Below are 16,567 nucleotides of genomic sequence, written 5' to 3'. Positions count from 1 at the left end.
TTCAGGCCTGGAGAGGCTTGCTAACAGACTGGGCCATGGATAACTTCTCCCCAAAGCTATCCACGGCATTTGCACACAACTTGCCGCTGAGCACCGCACCCTCCATCGACGCAAGGTATCGCTGCATTGTGAAGTCACCAGCGAGAAAAAAGTTGGCAATCGGAGTCTCCTGGCTCGGACGAAGCTTCTGACACCCAGGGGTGGTCTTGTAAACCGAAAGGGGTGTCTTAATGACCTTGTACTTGCGCAGTTTGGCCTGTTTTTCGCCTGTGAAGTGCATCGGGAAAAGCTTCTTGAGCTCAGCCAATGTGGCTTCGATGATGTCCTCATCGCTACGGCCGATCCAATCTTTGGCTGGAGCAAAGACCAGTTCCAACATAGAGCGATCTGGATCTTCGTACTCCTTGCAGGTAATGCTCATATCGGCGTAGACACTCAAAAGAGGGGAACGACTGAAGAGCAGGTGATCGATATCCGTGAGCTTGCGGTCGAACCAGAGATGAATGTTGATCACTGGAACACCGCGCAGTCCGTCGAGTTTGCGAAACACCTCCATCTGCTTCCAAGGGGCCGGCAAAAGCAATTTGAGCGGATCCACAGGAAGAGCACTGACATAAGCATCGGCTTGAACATTCCTAGGTTCACTCCCCGGCTCACCTCCAATCAGAAAGCTCTCCACACTGCTGTCTTCACTGAGCTTGATCTCCCGCAAGGGGCTGTTGAGATAAACCTCGCCACCATGAGACTGAATATGCTCCACCATCGGTTGACAAAGCCGCTCAGGAGGGGCCCCATCAAGGAAGGCCATCTTGGAACCATTCTTTTCCTGAAGGAATCGATTGAGCGCCGTGAGGATGACAGTGGCTGAAATCTCATCAGGGTCAATAAAGTTCAATGCCTTACTCATGGCGATGAAAACCTCCTCATTCACCCGCTCAGGGATGTTGTGGAGCCTCAGCCATTCAGTCCAAGAATATTGATCACACTCCTCCACGTAAGCCTGGCCTCGCAACATTGCCGGTACGAGACCCAAGCCGAAGGCAACCTTCTCTGGCCAGCTGAGCAAATCGTTATTCCCTAAAATGGCAGCCACTCCATTGAATGGAGCTGGGAGATCAGGAAAGTCAAAGCGGCTGTATGTTCCAGGCTCCTCAAGCTGGTTGAAGATCATCGAGTGACTTTTCCACTGCAAACGCTCCTCAATGCCCAATTCTTGGAACAACTGGAGCATATTTGGATAAGCCCCAAAAAAGATATGTAAACCAGTCTCATACCAGTCACCATCATCATCCTTCCAAGCCGCAACTTTGCCGCCAAGCACATCGCGGGACTCATAAACAACTGGAATGTGTCCCGCATCAACTAGATATTTGGCACATGAGAGTCCAGCCAGACCTGCTCCTGCGATGGCAACGCGCATGCTTCTCACGACAAGTAAACATCAACCCTAAAAGGAGCCCTCCCCCATTCTCTTCCTAGAGTCCCTTCACTTGCTCTAGCGGGCCCCATTGCGGGACCGGTCCATGCCATGAACGAGACCCTATTGAAGTGCACGACCCGTCACGTCAGGATCTTCACGGCCAGGGTTGAAAACAATGATCTCGTTCCAGACCCCGACCAGCTCACGCTTGATCTCGATCCTGACAACGAGTTTCTTTGGACAGAATCCGTCACAAAAGAGATCCAGCAACGCTTCGCAGAGTTGGTGGCCTCACATGCAGGAGGCGAACTTAGCGACTACAACCTGCGCAGAATTGGCTCAGAACTCGAAGGAACAATCCGCAAGCTGCTTCAGGCTGGAAAATTAAGCTACAACCCAGAGTGCCGCGTGCTGAATTACTCCATGGGGCTCCCTCGTACCCCTGAGCTGTTGTGAATCGCTCCCGTTACAACCGCCAATCGCCTCCTGAGAGCTATGGCCAAGAGGGAGGCCGCCGGGACCGCTACTCGCGCCGCAACCGCTATGAAAGCGATGACTCCAGCTATGACCGTTCCCCTTCAAGTCGTTCTGGCCCTCCCACCCCACCAGGAGGCAATGGCATCCGCTTGAATACAGCCAGCCTGGCTGTACTCGCAGGGGTTCTGATCGTTGGGATCGGGATCGGCAGTGCTGTCACTAGCACCACCCAAGGCGACCAAGGCAACATTGCCAGCAGTCAGCAGCTGGACATGGCTGTGCCTGATCCTGAATTCTGTCGGCAATGGGGAGCCAGCGCCTTCGTCATCGACGTTGAGATGTACACCACGCTTAACCCGTCAAGCAGTTTTGTCACACAGCCAAGTCTGCAGCCTGGCTGTGTCATTCGTAGGGAAAACTGGACGGTGCTGGAAAAACAAGGTGCCGTCACCAATAGCCAGGTGAGAGAGTGCAAGCAACGCATGAACACCTTCGCTTATATCGGTTCAATCCGCGATAAACCAATCGTCCGCTGCGTCTACCAGACAGATATCAGAGAGAATAAATTTATTACTAAAGGAGTTGCTGACGATTCCGTGGGCGTAACACCTGAAGCGGATCAATTCTGAGTCGACTCTTAACCATTGCCATCTGCAAGAACGGCCCTGTTCTGACGAATGGGGCTGTCGGCACTAGCAAAAACTGGCAGAACATCACGCCTAAAGGCTTCTGCTGCACGTGAACAGTAACGCGCAGGATGGCTGATCAACTTCAGCTGACGACGCACCTGCAGATCAACCACCAACGGTTTGTGCACTGTGCCGGCAGTGAGTTCACGTTCAATCGATACCACAGGCAAAAAAGCTGCCCCAAGACCAGATTGAACTGCATTCTTGATCGCCTCAAGAGAATTGAGCTCCATCTCTATCCGCAAGCGCTGCACATCCAAGCCAGATCGAGCCAGGAGCTGGTCCAGCATCTTGCGAGTGGTGGACTGGGAATCAAGACTGATAAAGCCCAAGCGATAGAGATCTTCCTTGGTGAGTTCAACAAGCCTCGACAAAGGATGTTTCACCGGAAGAACGAGGGCCAGTTCATCGCTGGCGTAAGGCACAACCTGAAGAAGTTCGTTGAGCTCCGATGGCAGCTCGCCTCCAATGATCGCTAGATCAATTTGACCATTGGCAATGCTCCAACCGGTGCGTCGGGTGCTGTGCACTTGCAATTGCACGGCCACATCCGGGTACTTTTGGCGAAATAAGCCAATCATGCGCGGCATCAAATAGGTGCCAGTCGTCTGGCTAGCCCCAATCACTAATGATCCACCTTTGAGGTCATGCAGATCATCCAGAGCTCGGCAGGCTTCCTGACACTGACTAAGAATCCGCTCGCAGTAGCTCAACAGAAGTCGGCCCGCTTCGGTTAGCTGAGCCTTGCGGCCCCCACGATCAAACAAGGAGACCTCTAACTGCTTCTCCAGGTTCTGAATCTGCAGGCTCACCGCCGGCTGAGTGACATAAAGGCTATCGGCTGCTTTCTTAAAGCTGCCCTCACTCACGATGGCGTGGAGGATGCGCAACTGATCGAGTGTGAACGGCAGATCGGCCATGGAGGACCTGCCAACCCGGCAGTAACAACAGAAAAACTGTAAGCGGAAAAGCCTGGGCGCCAGAATCGATAATCATTGCCACTGCCGCTTGGCACAATTGTCATCCACTGGGCTCCATCACAGCACCCTTGTGATGCTTGTTCTGTTGTTTCTCTTCGCTGTGATCCACAGCGGCGGAGCAGCCCTACGTAGCCATGCCGAAACCAAAATCGGGGCTAGGGCATGGCGATTGATTTTTGCCGCAACAAGCATTCCCTCCGCTGTGGTGGTGATCGGTTACTTCCTCGCACATCGCTATGACGGGGTGCGGCTCTGGAATCTGCAAGGGGTGCCAGGCATGGTGCCAATGATCTGGGCCCTCACGGCCATCAGTTTCCTCTTCCTCTATCCCGCCACCTACAACCTGCTGGAAATCCCAGCCTTGCTCAAGCCGAAAGTACGGCTTTATGCCACGGGGATCATCCGCATCAGTAGACATCCCCAAGCCATTGGCCAAATCCTCTGGTGTTTCTCGCATGCGCTCTGGATTGGCAGCAGCTTCATGCTGGTGACTTGTTTAGGGCTGATCGGCCATCACTTATTTGCTGTTTGGCATGGCGACCGCAGATTGCGAGCCCGCTTCGGCGATGCTTTTGAGGAACTGCGTCAAAACACCTCCGTAATCCCCTTCAGGGCGGTGATCGATGGACGACAACAATTGCTATGGCAAGAAGCTTTGAAGCCTTCCCAGCTCGGCATCGCTATCGCTGTGGGAGTGTTCTGGTATGCCCATCGCTTCATCCCCATCGGCAGCGCGGCCTTCCTCTCCTCCAAGCTGGAAGGCCTGCTGAGCTGAATTGCCTACACTCCCATGATCCTGCCTGGACCGGATGACCTCGGCCGCCGACCTCGCCTGGTTAATCCCGGTGTTCCCCCTACTCGGAGCGATCGCCACAGGCTTGGGACTAATCAGTTTCAACCGCACCATTAACCGCCTGCGTAAGCCGGTAGCTGTGCTGCTGCTCACCTCTCTAGGTGCTGCCGCCGTCTTGAGCTATGCAGTCCTCGCCGAGCAGCTGACCGGTGCTGCTCCTGTCGAACATCTCTTCGTCTGGGCCAGCGCCGGCAGTTTCATGCTGCCAATGGGTTATGTGATTGATCCCCTTGGAGCCGTAATGCTTGCCCTGGTCACCACCATCGCTCTGCTGGTGATGATCTACTCCCACGGCTACATGGCCCACGACAAGGGCTACGTACGTTTCTTTACCTATCTAGCCCTATTCAGCAGCTCGATGCTGGGCTTGATTATCAGCCCCAACCTTCTCGAAATCTACGTGTTTTGGGAGCTGGTAGGGATGTGCTCCTATCTCCTGGTGGGCTTCTGGTACGACCGAGATGGTGCCGCCCATGCAGCTCAAAAGGCTTTTGTCGTCAACCGTGTGGGTGATTTTGGCTTGCTCCTTGGCATTCTCGGACTCTTCTGGGCAACGGGCAGTTTTGATTTCCATGGCATTGCGAATGGCTTGTCAGATGCCATCGCGAACGGCACCGTTCCAGGCTGGGCGGCCTTGACCTTATGTCTATTGGTCTTCATGGGGCCGATGGCCAAGTCAGCTCAATTCCCCCTTCATGTTTGGCTTCCCGATGCCATGGAAGGGCCCACACCAATTTCAGCTCTCATCCATGCGGCAACCATGGTGGCAGCCGGTGTCTTCCTCGTTGCCAGGCTCGAACCTCTCTACAGCCAGTTCCCCATGGTGGGTTTGGTGATCGCCGTGATCGGCACGATCACCTGTTTTCTGGGAGCGTCCATCGCGCTCACCCAGATGGACCTCAAGAAGGGACTGGCTTACAGCACCGTGTCTCAACTTGGATACATGATGCTGGCGATGGGCTGCGGCGCTCCCGTAGCAGGAATGTTCCACCTGGTGACCCATGCCTTTTTCAAGGCCATGCTTTTCCTTGGCTCAGGTTCAGTGATCCACGCCATGGAAGACGTTGTTGGTCACGAGCCCATCCTGGCCCAAGACATGAGGCTGATGGGCGGCCTGCGCCAAAAAATGCCGATCACAGCCATCACCTTCCTGATCGGCTGCATTGCCATCAGCGGTATTCCCCCTCTAGCAGGCTTCTGGAGCAAGGACGAAATTCTTGGACAAGCATTCACAACCTTCCCATTGCTCTGGGTTGTGGGCTTTCTGACAGCAGGGATGACGGCCTTCTACATGTTCCGCCTCTACTTCCTCACATTTGAAGGGCCATTCCGCGGAGACGACAAAACCCTTCAGGCAAACCTGCTTGCTGCTGCGGGCAAAGGCAGTGAAGACGAGCCTCCTCATCAAGGCGGGGTCCTGCATGAGTCGCCCTGGTCCATGACTCTGCCATTAGCAGTCTTGGCAGTGCCCTCGATGCTGATTGGTCTACTGGGCACCCCCTGGAACAGCCGCTTTGCAGGCCTGCTCAACCCAGAGGAGGCCCTTGAAATGGCCGCAAAATTCAACTGGAGTGAATTCCTGCCACTCGCAGGTGCTTCAGTGGCGATCTCCACAGCAGGCATCAGCTTGGCTGTCTTGGCTTATGCACTGCACCGCCTCGATCTCGAAGAACTATTTGCCAATCGTTTCCCTGTCATCAATACCTTCCTGGCCAACAAGTGGTATTTGGATGACATCAATGAAAAGATCTTCGTACGCGGCAGCCGCAAACTGGCTCGTGAAGTGCTTGAAGTGGATGCCAAGGTGGTTGACGGCGTGGTGAATCTTACCGGCCTACTCACGCTTGGAAGTGGCGAAGGTCTTAAGTACTTTGAAACAGGCCGCGCTCAGTTTTACGCACTCATCGTTTTCGGTGGTGTCATCGCTTTGGTCGTGCTTTTCGGCGTCCTAGGCAATCCTGTGAGCTGATAAACCAAATTGTGTGTTATCGCCTATCGATGCAGTGTCAGAACGCCAAGCATTTCTACACTCCAACCAGTGCTGAAAAGGCCTGTCCGTGCTGGAGTTTGCCATAAGCGCACCCTTGGACACAGGTGCCGAGCTGCTGAGTGATCAAGTGAGCGCTAACTTCCCCTGGCTGAGCCTCTCAATTCTGTTCCCGATTGTGGGGGCCTTTCTGGTGCCGTTCATCCCTGATGAAGGGGAAGGTAAGCAGGTTCGTTGGTTTGCACTCGGCATCGCCCTGGTGACCTTTCTGATCACCGTAGCTGCCTACCTATACGGCTATGACCCCAGTCTGAGCGGCTTACAACTATCCGAACGGGTGAGCTGGTTACCTGATCTGGGCCTCACCTGGGCCGTCGGAGCAGATGGCATCTCGATGCCACTCATTCTGCTCACCAGTTTCATCACAGCACTGGCAGTCCTGGCAGCCTGGCCAGTTACGTTCAAACCCAAGCTGTTCTTTTTTCTGATACTGGCAATGGATGGCGGCCAGATCGCAGTTTTTGCCGTTCAAGACATGCTGCTGTTCTTCCTGGCCTGGGAATTGGAATTGTTGCCGGTCTACCTGCTGCTAGCGATCTGGGGTGGCAAAAAAAGGCAATATGCAGCCACAAAATTCATCATTTATACCGCTGGCAGTTCGCTGTTCATTCTGCTGGTGGCCCTAGCCATGGGGTTCTTTGGCGGAGGCACACCCAACTTCGAATACACCAACCTCGCCCAACAAAGCTTTGGGACAGGTTTCCAGTTGTTCTGTTACGCCGGACTGCTCATTGCCTTCGGCGTCAAGCTGCCAATTGTTCCTCTACACACCTGGCTACCAGACGCCCATGGAGAAGCAACGGCGCCAGTTCACATGCTGCTTGCAGGCATCCTGCTGAAGATGGGCGGCTATGCCTTGATGCGCTTTAACGCTCAACTGCTCCCTGAAGCCCATGCCCAGTTCGCCCCCCTTCTTATCGTGCTTGGGGTGGTCAACATCATCTATGCCGCTCTCACCTCCTTCGCCCAGCGCAACCTCAAACGCAAGATCGCCTATAGCTCAATTAGCCACATGGGCTTTGTACTGATCGGTATAGGCAGCTTCAGTGCCCTAGGAACGAGTGGCGCCATGCTGCAGATGATCAGTCATGGTCTAATCGGAGCCAGTCTGTTCTTCCTTGTAGGAGCCACCTACGACCGCACCCACACCTTGCAACTTGATGAGATGGGAGGAGTGGGTCAAAAGATGCGAATCATGTTCGCCCTATGGACTGTCTGTGCACTCGCCTCCCTCGCTCTGCCTGGCATGAGTGGTTTTGTTTCTGAATTAATGGTGTTCGTGGGCTTTGCTACCGATGAGGCCTACACGCTGACTTTCCGAATTGTGATTGCGGGGCTTGCAGCAATCGGCGTCATCCTTACCCCAATCTATCTACTCTCAATGCTGAGAGAAATCTTCTTCGGCAAAGAGAATGACCAACTTATCTCTCATACCAACCTGGTTGATGCCGAACCAAGAGAGGTCTACATCATTAGCTGCTTACTCGTGCCGATCATCGGCATTGGCCTCTACCCCCGACTCATGACCGATAGCTATACCGCATCCATCCAAGAATTAGTAAAGCGAGATGAATTAGCCCTGCAAAGCATCAAAAAACCCTCAGCATTGATGATTCGAAACACCACCATGACGCCTGCTTTGGTCTCCTCCCCAAGGCTGCCGATCACTCAAACGCGATCGGAGCAGCTCACTAGAAAGTAAGAGCTTCAGCCTTTCTTTGCACAGCGAACCACCCTGAAGTCTGCAGCAGTAATGAGTAGCTAGTTGTTATTTTAAGGGATTCGCAAGATCAATTTCATCTTGATCTTGTGCCTCGAGCTCAACAAAGCGATTCACAATTCTCGCGAGCCCTTTTGGATGTTATTGCAGGTCTAAGGGCTAGCAATAGATGCTTATTCACTGCCGGAAGTGCCTGATCTAGAACCATGCCAAGCAATCCCGACCTCAGCCTCTAAGCCACCAACTCAACCGACCAAGACCAAGCAAGACGATCAAACGTTGAGACGGAAGCTGACTAGAAACCACCTCATCAGCTTCCTCCTAACCAAATTCATATAACTCTTTAAAGGCATGATGATCTATGGAATCCCCCTAGCGCGCGCCTAACAAGATCGATAACTTATTTCAAGCGTGATCTTTGCCTTGCAGGATGATGGACTGAACAGGGGGGCTGATTCAGGCGCACGCCTTGCAATCCGCCTGCTGCAAGATGCCGCAGAGCGAGGTGAATTAGATCCCTGGGATGTCGATGTGATCGCTGTGGTTGATGGTTTCCTCGATCAACTACGCCAGCGCATTGAGGTGCCCCAGCAAGTGGCCGCACAAGTGCAACGGCAAGGCGGCAGTTATGAACAGGATTTAGCAGACAGCAGCGAAGCCTTTTTGGCCGCATCAGTCCTGGTTGGTCTCAAAGCAGAGGTTCTCGAAGCCCAAACCTTTCCACCGGAACCTCTGTTTGAAGAAGGCTTCGAAGCAGAGCTGGGAGAGCAAGGCTGGCTAGATCCAAGTTTTGCGCTTCCCAGGCGCCCAGAGCGCCACCTCTTACGTCGTCCGGCAGCACCACCGCCCCTACGCAGGCCAGTGACTCTTGGCGAGCTCATCGAACAACTGGAATCCATCGCCGAGCAACTCGAATCCGACGAACTGCAACAGCGACGCCGCAAACGCAATAAACGTTTGAGCGAGCGTGAGGCCATTGCCCAAGTCACCGCTCTGGCGCACCGGGAAAAACTTCCTGAAACGACTGCAGCCTTAGGAGTTTTCCTTAACGATTGGGAACAGGCCCTGCACTGGGTTGATTTCGAGCAGTTGGTTGGTCAGTGGGAACAGGTCTCAACATCAGACCTGGACACGGATCGGGTGGGCGTGTTCTGGGCTCTGTTATTTCTATGCTCACAAGGAAAAGTGGAGCTGGCACAGGAAGGATCCCTCTATGCCCCCCTCCGACTGAAGCGACTGCTGGCCCCAGGAACCATTGCTCAGCTCCCACTTACCAGCCTTAACGTGCCAGCTGCCACTCCGGCCGAGGTCGTGAATGCCGCTTGAATGGAGGTCTATGTTGTTTAACCGAGCTGAGGCCTAACAACGCCAATGAAGGCGATGATTTTGGCGGCCGGCAAAGGGACGCGCGTCCAGCCGATCACCCACGTGATCCCCAAGCCGATGATTCCCATCCTTCAGAAACCCGTGATGGAGTTTCTGCTCGAACTGCTGAAGGAGCACGGATTCAAAGAAGTAATGGTGAATGTGTCTCACCTAGCTGAGGAAATTGAAAACTACTTCCGCGATGGCCAGCGCTTTGGCGTAGAAATCGCCTACAGCTTCGAGGGACGCATCGAAGAGGGAGAACTGATTGGTGATGCCCTTGGTTCCGCTGGCGGCCTCAAAAAAATCCAGGATTTTCAACAATTCTTTGATGACACCTTTGTAGTGCTCTGTGGCGACGCCCTCATTGATCTCGACCTCTCAGAAGCCGTAAAACGCCATCGAGCCAAAGGCGCTCTGGCGAGCTTGGTGACCAAACGAGTCCCCAAAGATCAAGTCAGCAGCTATGGCGTGGTGGTCACAGACGAGAATGATTGTGTTCAGGCATTCCAAGAAAAACCCTCCACTGATGCAGCGCTGAGCGACACAATCAACACAGGTATCTATCTCTTTGAACCAGAGATTTTCGAGCACATTCCTTCCGACCAACCCTTCGATATCGGCTCTGACCTATTCCCCAAGCTGGTGGAGATGGGCTTACCATTCTTCGCCCTACCCATGGATTTCGAATGGGTGGACATTGGCAAGGTTCCGGATTATTGGAGGGCCATTCGCAGCGTGCTGCAAGGAGAGGTTCGCCAAGTAGGCATCCCTGGCAAGGAAGTCCGTCCTGGGATCTACACAGGCTTGAACGTTGCCGCGAACTGGGACAAGATCAATGTGCAAGGGCCAATTTATGTGGGTGGCATGACCCGCATCGAAGATGGAGCAACAATTATTGGGCCATCAATGATCGGCCCTAGCTGTTGCATCTGCGAAGGGGCAACCGTAGACAACTCGATCATCTTTGACTATTCCCGTATTGGAGCTGGTGTGCAGCTGGTGGAAAAGCTGGTGTTTGGCCGTTACTGCGTTGGCAAAAACGGCGATCACTTTGACCTTCAAGAAGCAGCCCTTGATTGGCTGATCACCGATGCAAGGCGCCAAGACCTGGTGGAACCATCTCCTCAGCAGAAGGCCATGGCCGAACTCCTTGGCACAGACCTCACACCGGCACCAAGTTGATTCCAGCCTGATCAAGAATCTCGGGGATGCGCTCTTCTGCTTTCACGGCCATCAGATGGACGCCCTGGGCAAGAGACAAGTAACTCCTGACCTGCTCAGCAGCAATAGCGATCCCCTCTGCCATTGGATCAGATGCGTGCTCCAGCCGAGCCACAAGTGATTCAGGAATGCATGCTCCAGGCACAACCCTATTAATGAAGCTTGCATTACGAGCTGATTTCAGCAAAAACACCCCAGCAAGCACAGGCAACCCAAGGGGATTGGCCACCTCATTGCAAAAGTGTTCAAGCACAGCGGGTTTCATCACCATCTGAGTCTGAAGAAAGCGAGCACCGGCCTCTTTCTTTCGTTCAAGGCGACGCCGCAGACCACTCAAGCTCTGGCAATTGGGATCGGCAGCGGCCCCAGCAAACAAAGCAGTCGCTCCATCAGGGAGTAATCCCGAAACAGGGTCATCAGCACGGTTGAAGGCAGAGACCTGATGCAGCAATTTCACCGACTCGTAGTCATGAACAGGTCTCGCCTCAGGTTGATCACCAACCCGAACCGGATCACCTGTAAGGCAGAGCACGTTGCGAATACCCAGAGCATGAGCTCCAAGTAAATCGGATTGAAGGGCGATCCGATTGCGATCACGGCAAGCGAGCTGCAAAATCGGTTCAAGCCCCTCATCTAACAGCAACCGGCAGAGAGCAAGGCTGCTCATCCGCATCACTGCACGGCTGCCATCAGTCACATTGATGGCATGAACAAAACCTTTCAAACCTTGAGCCATCGTCAAGGAATGAACAGGATCTGCACCACGAGGAGGCATGACCTCAGCAGTGATCGTCACCGCTCCGGCCTCGATGGAGCGCTGCAAGGCTGAACTCAAATCACGATGTCCTTCACTTACTCACCAACTATGAGGGATCGCTTGCCCAAAGTCTGCGTAAGATGAACGGAGATAATCAATGGGGAGGAAATGGCCACAGGCAAAATCCCCAGTTCCGCCGTTCATATCTCACTCTCTTCAAGGGAAATGGAAATCATTGACCTTGTTGCCGACGGTCTAACCAACCAAGAAATCGCTGAAAAGCTAACCATCAGCAAGCGAACTGTCGATAATCATGTCAGCAACATGTTCACCAAAACAGGCTCAAAAAATCGTGTAGCCCTTCTGAACTGGGCCATGGATCACGGCAAGATCTGCCGCGATGGTTTCAATTGCTGCTCCTTGCCAGACGACTCCGACTCTGATTCCTAAACCCAAGCACAGCGGGCTCTGGGATGGACATCAAAGAACATCCTTCGGACTCGAGATCAAACAACTCGACATAGGCCATACAAGCCTCACGATCCCGGCATGTAAAGCGGAGGATGCCATCGGTATCGTACAAACCAAACACAAGTTGCCTTCCCGCAGCCTCTGCTGCCCGAACAACCAGTTCACTCGATCGGAACTGTTAAGAGATTATAAAGGCCCTTGGGGCGCTTTGGTCAAGCCAGGCCGTTATCTCTGCGCCTCTGATCGGACCATTGCTGAATCGGGGTGCGTGCCAAAGCCGCATTGTTCCACTCAGATGCACCAGTCACCTCCTGCCCACACCACGCGGGAATCTCTAGCCGATCCTCCGCAGAGACAAGTTCCACCTCCGCTAGCACAAGAGGAGCATTCGCTCCTTCGAAGCAATCGACCACCCAATCACCACCTTTAAGGCTTAGTTCATAACGTGTCTTGATCAGACGATCAGGCGCCAAACCCCAGAGAGCCTCTGCATCGACTAGAGGGATCCGATATTCGAACTCATGGCGAGCAATCCCCTCAGCAGGAGCCTTGAGGGTGAGCCAAGCCTGCTCCATCGCCATGATTCTCATCCTGACAGTGAACCCTTGAGGAGACCCGGCCAGGTAACCCTGACGCAAAGGCAAGGCTGGTCCTGCCAAAGCTCGCCACTCTTCTCCCACCACCAAAAACCTCCGTTCGATCTCGAGGCCCATGAACTTCAGCTGGGAGATGGTTGATTGTTGAGCAGACTTCCCGCCCAATGCAGCTTGTGCGTGAGAGTTCTGTAATAAGAAGGGCTCTGTTCAAGAACCACCATCAATGCATGGTGCCGAGCCCTTTGAACAACACAACACTGGCCTGGTTCAAGCAGGGCACCACTCGCCCCATCTTTCCAGAGCTTCACCCGGCGAGTGTTTTCTCCCAGAAGCCCAATCACGAGCCGTGAAGCTGGAGGCACGATGACCGGACGACTAGAGAGACTCATCGGACAAATTGGACTCACGATGATGGCATCAATGCCAGGGTGAAGAATCGGCCCTCCAGACGCCATCGAGTAGCCGGTAGACCCTGTGGGTGTCGCCAAGATCAAACCATCGCCACGGTAATGATCAACCACCTCACCATCGATCTCAAGTTCAAGGGTGCAGGTAGGCGACACATCATCGCGATAAGGACGCATATAAAAATCATTCAGGGCCCAGTGCGGTGCCTTAGTCCCATTCAAATCCTGGAGCGAAGCAGTAGGTCGAGCAGTTCGTTCAGCAGGGGAGCGGCTGTCCACTGCAGCCTGCAACATCATCCTGCGCTCCAAAGCAAAGTTGTCCTGCAACAATCGCTGCCATAGCTGACCGCCATCAAGCAAACAGCGTTCATGCGTCAGAAAACCTAGATGCCCGCCGACGTTGAAACTAAGGATTGGGACATCATGAACGGCAAGATGACGGGCCGCACCGAGCACCGTGCCATCGCCCCCAAGCACAACAGCCAAATCAGGCCGGCCGGCTTCTGAGGCCAATAAATCGGGGAAAGGGTTGGCCGTCACTCCACTCATGGCCATCACCACTTTCACTCCAAGCGCTTGGAGCTCGTCAACACAACAACAGGCTTCACGATGCGCAGAATGACTTCCCGCCCGATAGATCACCCAGACCAAATCGAGACGCATGCCTGGGTCTCCTTACCAGCGCAGCAGATTGAAGCGCTCCATATCCACAGTGACGCGATTGCGATACAAGGAAAGGAGGATCGCAAGACCCACAGCTGCCTCTGCAGCAGCAACAGTAATCACAAACACAGCAAAGACCTGACCGCGGATCAGATCACCATCAATATATGAAGAGAATGCCATCAGATTGATATTCACCGCATTGAGCATCAGCTCAATGCTCATCAAAACCCGAACAGCATTACGGCTATTGATCAGCCCCCACACGCCGATACAGAAAAGCATCGCAGCAAGCAAGAGATAGGCCTGAAGAGGAACAAGACCGGACGAGGACTCGAGCATGGGATCAATCAGGGGAAAAAGCAAAGTGTCCTGAACTGATCAGGGCGTGGACTTATCGACAAGCAACGGGGTTTGAGCCTTCTCGATCAGACCCTGATTGACAGCATCACCTGTACCAACATCAGTCTCCAGCACATCTCTGCGGGCCAACACAATTGCACCGATCATGGCCATCAGTAGAAGCACAGACGCCAGCTCAAAAGGCAAAAGGTAGTCAGTAAATAGGTGTTCACCAATTCGCTCAGTAGCCCCTACTCCAATCGCTGCGGGGCCTGGCACTGCCCAAGGTGTGGTGATCACCACACGAAAGAAAAGAACAAACAACCCTGCACAAACTCCACCAGAGAGCAGCCTTCGAATAGGCAATCCCTCGATCGGCTTCAAATCTTCGCGCTTGTTGACCAGCATGATCGCGAAGAGAATCAGCACGTTGACTGCACCCACATAAACCAGCACCTGTGCTGCTGCAACAAAACTGGCATTGAGGAGCAGATAGAGACCAGCCACAGCCATAAATACGCCACCAAGCAAAAAGGCGGAGTAGACGATATTGCCCAGCAAGACGACACCAAGACTGCCGAGAACCACCACGGCGCCTAGAACCAGGAAACAGATTAATTCTGTGGAAGTAGCAATCGTCATCCGCTGGGCTGGTCTTGATCAGAAGCATCCTGCAACGATTCTCCCTCATCCCCTTGAACAGACTCTTGTTGCAAGCTCAGACTCTTGAGCGCCTCTGCCGGGAGCTGTCCGGCTCGAGGTTGATTGGCAGGGACATCATGGGGATCCATCACCCCTTTAGGCAGATAGGCCAGCTCTCGTAAAGGCTGCACAGATGGGTCTGTCGTCACACTGGTTGGCAAACGACCCAATGCAACATTGTCGTAGTTGAGGCTATGTCGATCGTACGCAGCCAGCTCATATTCCTCTGTCATCGATAAGCAATTGGTAGGGCAGTACTCCACACAGTTGCCACAAAAGATGCAGACACCGAAATCAATGGAGTAATTGCGCAGCTCCTTTTTCTTGGTCTCCTTATTCATCACCCAGTCCACAACAGGCAGGTTGATGGGACAAACCCTGACGCAAACCTCACAAGCAATGCATTTATCAAACTCGTAGTGGATACGACCGCGATAACGCTCTGAGGGGATGAGCTTCTCGTATGGATACTGCACCGTGATCGGACGCCGGCGCAGATGATCGAATGTGACCGCAAGGCCCTGGATCAGATAGTTCGCTGCATCCGCAGCGTCGCGGGTGTAGTCAGCAACTTTTTTGAGGAACCCGAACATGCGAAAGGACCCTCTAAGAGGCCCACTAGGAGCATTCCAGAAATCCTACAAGCTTTTTAACCAGGATAAGTAAAAGTGCTTAGCCCTCCCGGAACGAGATCCAGCGCCTTCGAGCGCTTTAGCTGCATCAACCACCAAAGGCAACAGGGAAAGCCAACTTAAGAGCAGCTGTAATCAGCAGATTTCCAAGAGCGATCGGCAAAAGAAACTTCCAGCCCAAATCAAGCAATTGATCAATACGTACTCGTGGAGTAGTCCAGCGCAACAAGATGGCTAAGAACACCAGTAGATAAGCCTTCAGCACTGTCATCACAATGCCAACGGAGCCAGTGATCACCTGCACCAAGGGAGCATCAACCGACTGACCAAGCCAACCAGCCAGCCATTCCACCGGGATGGGGAAGCCCCATCCCCCTAGGTAGAGCACTGCGACCAACAAGGACGAAAGCACAAGGTTGATGTAACTACCGAGATAAAACAGGGCAAACTTCATCCCTGCGTACTCGGTCTGATAACCCGCCACCAGCTCTTCCTCAGCTTCAGGGAGATCGAAAGGAAGTCGTTCGCACTCGGCCAGCGCACAGATCCAAAAGATCAAAAAGCCCACAGGCTGCCGCCACACATTCCAGCTCAGCAAGCCAGCACCATTTTGTTGGGCAACAATGTCGACCGTGCTGAGCGAATTGCTCATCATCACCACTGCCAGAACAGCCAAGGCAAGAGGGATTTCGTAACTGATCGATTGAGCTGCAGCCCTCAGCCCACCCAAGAGTGAGTACTTGTTATTGGAGGCATAGCCACTCATCAATAGGCCAATGGGCTGAATGCTGCTGAGGGAGATCCAGAGGAAAATCCCTATCCCCACATTGCTGATCAGCAGATTTTGACCAAAGGGCACGATCAACCAGGAGAGGATCACAGGCACAAGCACCAGGACCGGACCAAGAGTGAACAGCAGGCCATCCGCCCTGACAGGGATCACGTCTTCCTTCACCAGCAACTTCAAGCCATCGGCCATCGGCTGCAACACGCCGAGAGCTCCTGCGTATTCCGGTCCGATCCGCTGCTGAACAGCCGCCGAAATCTTCCGCTCCAGCCACACGGTGACCAAAACGCCCACCATCGCCGCGGTCAACACCAACAGCATCGGCAGCGGCAGCCAAATGAGATGGGCCATCTGCGGGGAAAGCCCCAGCCCTTGTAATGACTGACTAAAGCTCAACTCCAGATCAAGGCCAGAACTCACCAAGCCTGAGGTTGC

General features: G+C 53.6%; 17 protein-coding genes. 8 read left to right on the top strand and 9 right to left on the bottom strand.

Features of this window, described 5'->3' with window-relative positions; genetic code table 11:
- Position 1: 1 nt before the first annotated feature.
- Positions 2 to 1,420: a 15-cis-phytoene desaturase gene (gene pds, locus SIB68_RS10110; protein ID WP_063401021.1), complete on the bottom strand. Its 1,419-nt coding sequence runs from the start codon at positions 1,418 to 1,420 to the stop codon at positions 2 to 4.
- A gap of 108 nt (positions 1,421 to 1,528) precedes the next feature.
- Between pds and SIB68_RS10105 the strand changes: the two genes are divergently transcribed.
- A complete protein-coding gene (locus SIB68_RS10105) occupies positions 1,529 to 1,876 on the top strand; it encodes an NAD(P)H-quinone oxidoreductase subunit M (RefSeq protein ID WP_063401022.1) in 348 nt (115 codons plus the stop codon).
- Positions 1,873 to 2,526, top strand: coding sequence for a DUF3172 domain-containing protein (locus tag SIB68_RS10100; protein ID WP_063401023.1), 654 nt, complete (start codon positions 1,873 to 1,875; stop codon positions 2,524 to 2,526). The genes SIB68_RS10105 and SIB68_RS10100 overlap by 4 nt, the downstream gene beginning before the upstream one ends.
- An 8-nt stretch (positions 2,527 to 2,534) precedes the next feature.
- Here SIB68_RS10100 and SIB68_RS10095 read toward each other — a convergent pair whose 3' ends face one another.
- Entirely contained in the window at positions 2,535 to 3,506 is a 972-nt protein-coding gene (locus SIB68_RS10095) for a LysR family transcriptional regulator (RefSeq protein ID WP_011827241.1), read from the bottom strand.
- A 133-nt stretch (positions 3,507 to 3,639) separates the two neighbouring features.
- Here SIB68_RS10095 and SIB68_RS10090 point away from each other — a divergent pair, with 133 nt between their 5' ends.
- From SIB68_RS10090 to SIB68_RS10070, 5 genes are all read left to right on the top strand, one after another.
- Positions 3,640 to 4,341 carry an NnrU family protein gene (locus tag SIB68_RS10090; RefSeq protein WP_196757155.1) on the top strand — a complete coding sequence of 234 codons (702 nt, stop codon included), beginning with the start codon at positions 3,640 to 3,642 and terminating at the stop codon, positions 4,339 to 4,341.
- 34 nt (positions 4,342 to 4,375) lie between these two features.
- Complete coding sequence (locus SIB68_RS10085; RefSeq protein ID WP_063401024.1) at positions 4,376 to 6,388, top strand: NAD(P)H-quinone oxidoreductase subunit 5; 2,013 nt, start codon at positions 4,376 to 4,378, stop codon at positions 6,386 to 6,388.
- 88 nt (positions 6,389 to 6,476) lie between these two features.
- A complete protein-coding gene (locus tag SIB68_RS10080; protein WP_063401025.1) occupies positions 6,477 to 8,168 on the top strand; it encodes an NAD(P)H-quinone oxidoreductase subunit 4 in 1,692 nt (563 codons plus the stop codon).
- A gap of 441 nt (positions 8,169 to 8,609) precedes the next feature.
- Entirely contained in the window at positions 8,610 to 9,512 is a 903-nt protein-coding gene (locus SIB68_RS10075; protein WP_063401155.1) for a segregation/condensation protein A, read from the top strand.
- 45 nt (positions 9,513 to 9,557) lie between these two features.
- Positions 9,558 to 10,736, top strand: a complete 1,179-nt coding sequence (locus SIB68_RS10070; protein WP_011131377.1) for a nucleotidyltransferase family protein — start codon at positions 9,558 to 9,560, stop codon at positions 10,734 to 10,736.
- Here SIB68_RS10070 and SIB68_RS10065 read toward each other — a convergent pair.
- Complete coding sequence (locus tag SIB68_RS10065; protein WP_063401026.1) at positions 10,717 to 11,610, bottom strand: methylenetetrahydrofolate reductase; 894 nt, start codon at positions 11,608 to 11,610, stop codon at positions 10,717 to 10,719. The two genes, SIB68_RS10070 and SIB68_RS10065, sit on opposite strands and share 20 nt — an antisense overlap.
- Positions 11,611 to 11,700: 90 nt before the next feature.
- Between SIB68_RS10065 and SIB68_RS10060 the strand changes: the two genes are divergently transcribed.
- The gene (locus SIB68_RS10060) at positions 11,701 to 11,982 is read left to right on the top strand and encodes a helix-turn-helix domain-containing protein (protein WP_063401027.1); all 282 of its coding nucleotides are present in this window, start codon (positions 11,701 to 11,703) and stop codon (positions 11,980 to 11,982) included.
- Between the two features lie 233 nt (positions 11,983 to 12,215).
- Here the strand turns inward: SIB68_RS10060 and SIB68_RS10055 are convergent, their stop codons facing one another.
- From SIB68_RS10055 to nuoH, 6 genes are all read right to left on the bottom strand, one after another.
- A complete protein-coding gene (locus SIB68_RS10055; RefSeq protein WP_063401028.1) occupies positions 12,216 to 12,716 on the bottom strand; it encodes a CYTH domain-containing protein in 501 nt (166 codons plus the stop codon).
- Between the two features lie 5 nt (positions 12,717 to 12,721).
- Complete coding sequence (locus tag SIB68_RS10050) at positions 12,722 to 13,669, bottom strand: NAD(+) kinase (RefSeq protein WP_063401029.1); 948 nt, start codon at positions 13,667 to 13,669, stop codon at positions 12,722 to 12,724.
- Between the two features lie 12 nt (positions 13,670 to 13,681).
- Positions 13,682 to 14,011 (bottom strand): NADH-quinone oxidoreductase subunit NuoK, encoded by a 330-nt coding sequence (gene nuoK / locus SIB68_RS10045; RefSeq protein ID WP_011827260.1) that lies wholly within the window; start codon positions 14,009 to 14,011, stop codon positions 13,682 to 13,684.
- A gap of 39 nt (positions 14,012 to 14,050) precedes the next feature.
- Positions 14,051 to 14,653: an NADH-quinone oxidoreductase subunit J gene (locus SIB68_RS10040; protein ID WP_011131383.1), complete on the bottom strand. Its 603-nt coding sequence runs from the start codon at positions 14,651 to 14,653 to the stop codon at positions 14,051 to 14,053.
- On the bottom strand, positions 14,650 to 15,306 hold the full coding sequence (gene ndhI / locus SIB68_RS10035; RefSeq protein WP_063401030.1) for an NAD(P)H-quinone oxidoreductase subunit I: 657 nt from the start codon (positions 15,304 to 15,306) through the stop codon (positions 14,650 to 14,652). Before ndhI ends, SIB68_RS10040 begins: the two co-directional genes overlap by 4 nt.
- A 127-nt stretch (positions 15,307 to 15,433) precedes the next feature.
- Complete coding sequence (gene nuoH / locus SIB68_RS10030; protein WP_196757156.1) at positions 15,434 to 16,552, bottom strand: NADH-quinone oxidoreductase subunit NuoH; 1,119 nt, start codon at positions 16,550 to 16,552, stop codon at positions 15,434 to 15,436.
- Positions 16,553 to 16,567 lie beyond the last annotated feature (15 nt).

Source organism: Prochlorococcus sp. MIT 1323, from assembly GCF_047304905.1.
In the GTDB taxonomy this organism is placed as follows: domain Bacteria; phylum Cyanobacteriota; class Cyanobacteriia; order PCC-6307; family Cyanobiaceae; genus Prochlorococcus; species Prochlorococcus marinus_D.
Note: the sequence above shows the minus strand (reverse complement) of the source record. Positions and strands in the feature narration are given on the sequence as shown.

Excerpts from the sequence above, each read along its gene's own strand:
- SIB68_RS10085 (WP_063401024.1), top strand. The coding sequence starts at position 4,376 with ATGACCTCGGCCGCCGACCTCGCCTGGTTAATCCCGGTGTTCCCCCTA.
- pds (WP_063401021.1), bottom strand. The coding sequence starts at position 1,420 with ATGCGCGTTGCCATCGCAGGAGCAGGTCTGGCTGGACTCTCATGTGCC.
- SIB68_RS10070 (WP_011131377.1), top strand. The coding sequence starts at position 9,558 with ATGAAGGCGATGATTTTGGCGGCCGGCAAAGGGACGCGCGTCCAGCCG.
- SIB68_RS10060 (WP_063401027.1), top strand. The coding sequence starts at position 11,701 with ATGGCCACAGGCAAAATCCCCAGTTCCGCCGTTCATATCTCACTCTCT.
- nuoK (WP_011827260.1), bottom strand. The coding sequence starts at position 14,011 with ATGCTCGAGTCCTCGTCCGGTCTTGTTCCTCTTCAGGCCTATCTCTTG.
- SIB68_RS10105 (WP_063401022.1), top strand. The coding sequence starts at position 1,529 with ATGAACGAGACCCTATTGAAGTGCACGACCCGTCACGTCAGGATCTTC.
- SIB68_RS10050 (WP_063401029.1), bottom strand. The coding sequence starts at position 13,669 with ATGCGTCTCGATTTGGTCTGGGTGATCTATCGGGCGGGAAGTCATTCT.
- SIB68_RS10095 (WP_011827241.1), bottom strand. The coding sequence starts at position 3,506 with ATGGCCGATCTGCCGTTCACACTCGATCAGTTGCGCATCCTCCACGCC.
- SIB68_RS10040 (WP_011131383.1), bottom strand. The coding sequence starts at position 14,653 with ATGACGATTGCTACTTCCACAGAATTAATCTGTTTCCTGGTTCTAGGC.
- ndhI (WP_063401030.1), bottom strand. The coding sequence starts at position 15,306 with ATGTTCGGGTTCCTCAAAAAAGTTGCTGACTACACCCGCGACGCTGCG.
- SIB68_RS10055 (WP_063401028.1), bottom strand. The coding sequence starts at position 12,716 with ATGGGCCTCGAGATCGAACGGAGGTTTTTGGTGGTGGGAGAAGAGTGG.
- SIB68_RS10090 (WP_196757155.1), top strand. The coding sequence starts at position 3,640 with ATGCTTGTTCTGTTGTTTCTCTTCGCTGTGATCCACAGCGGCGGAGCA.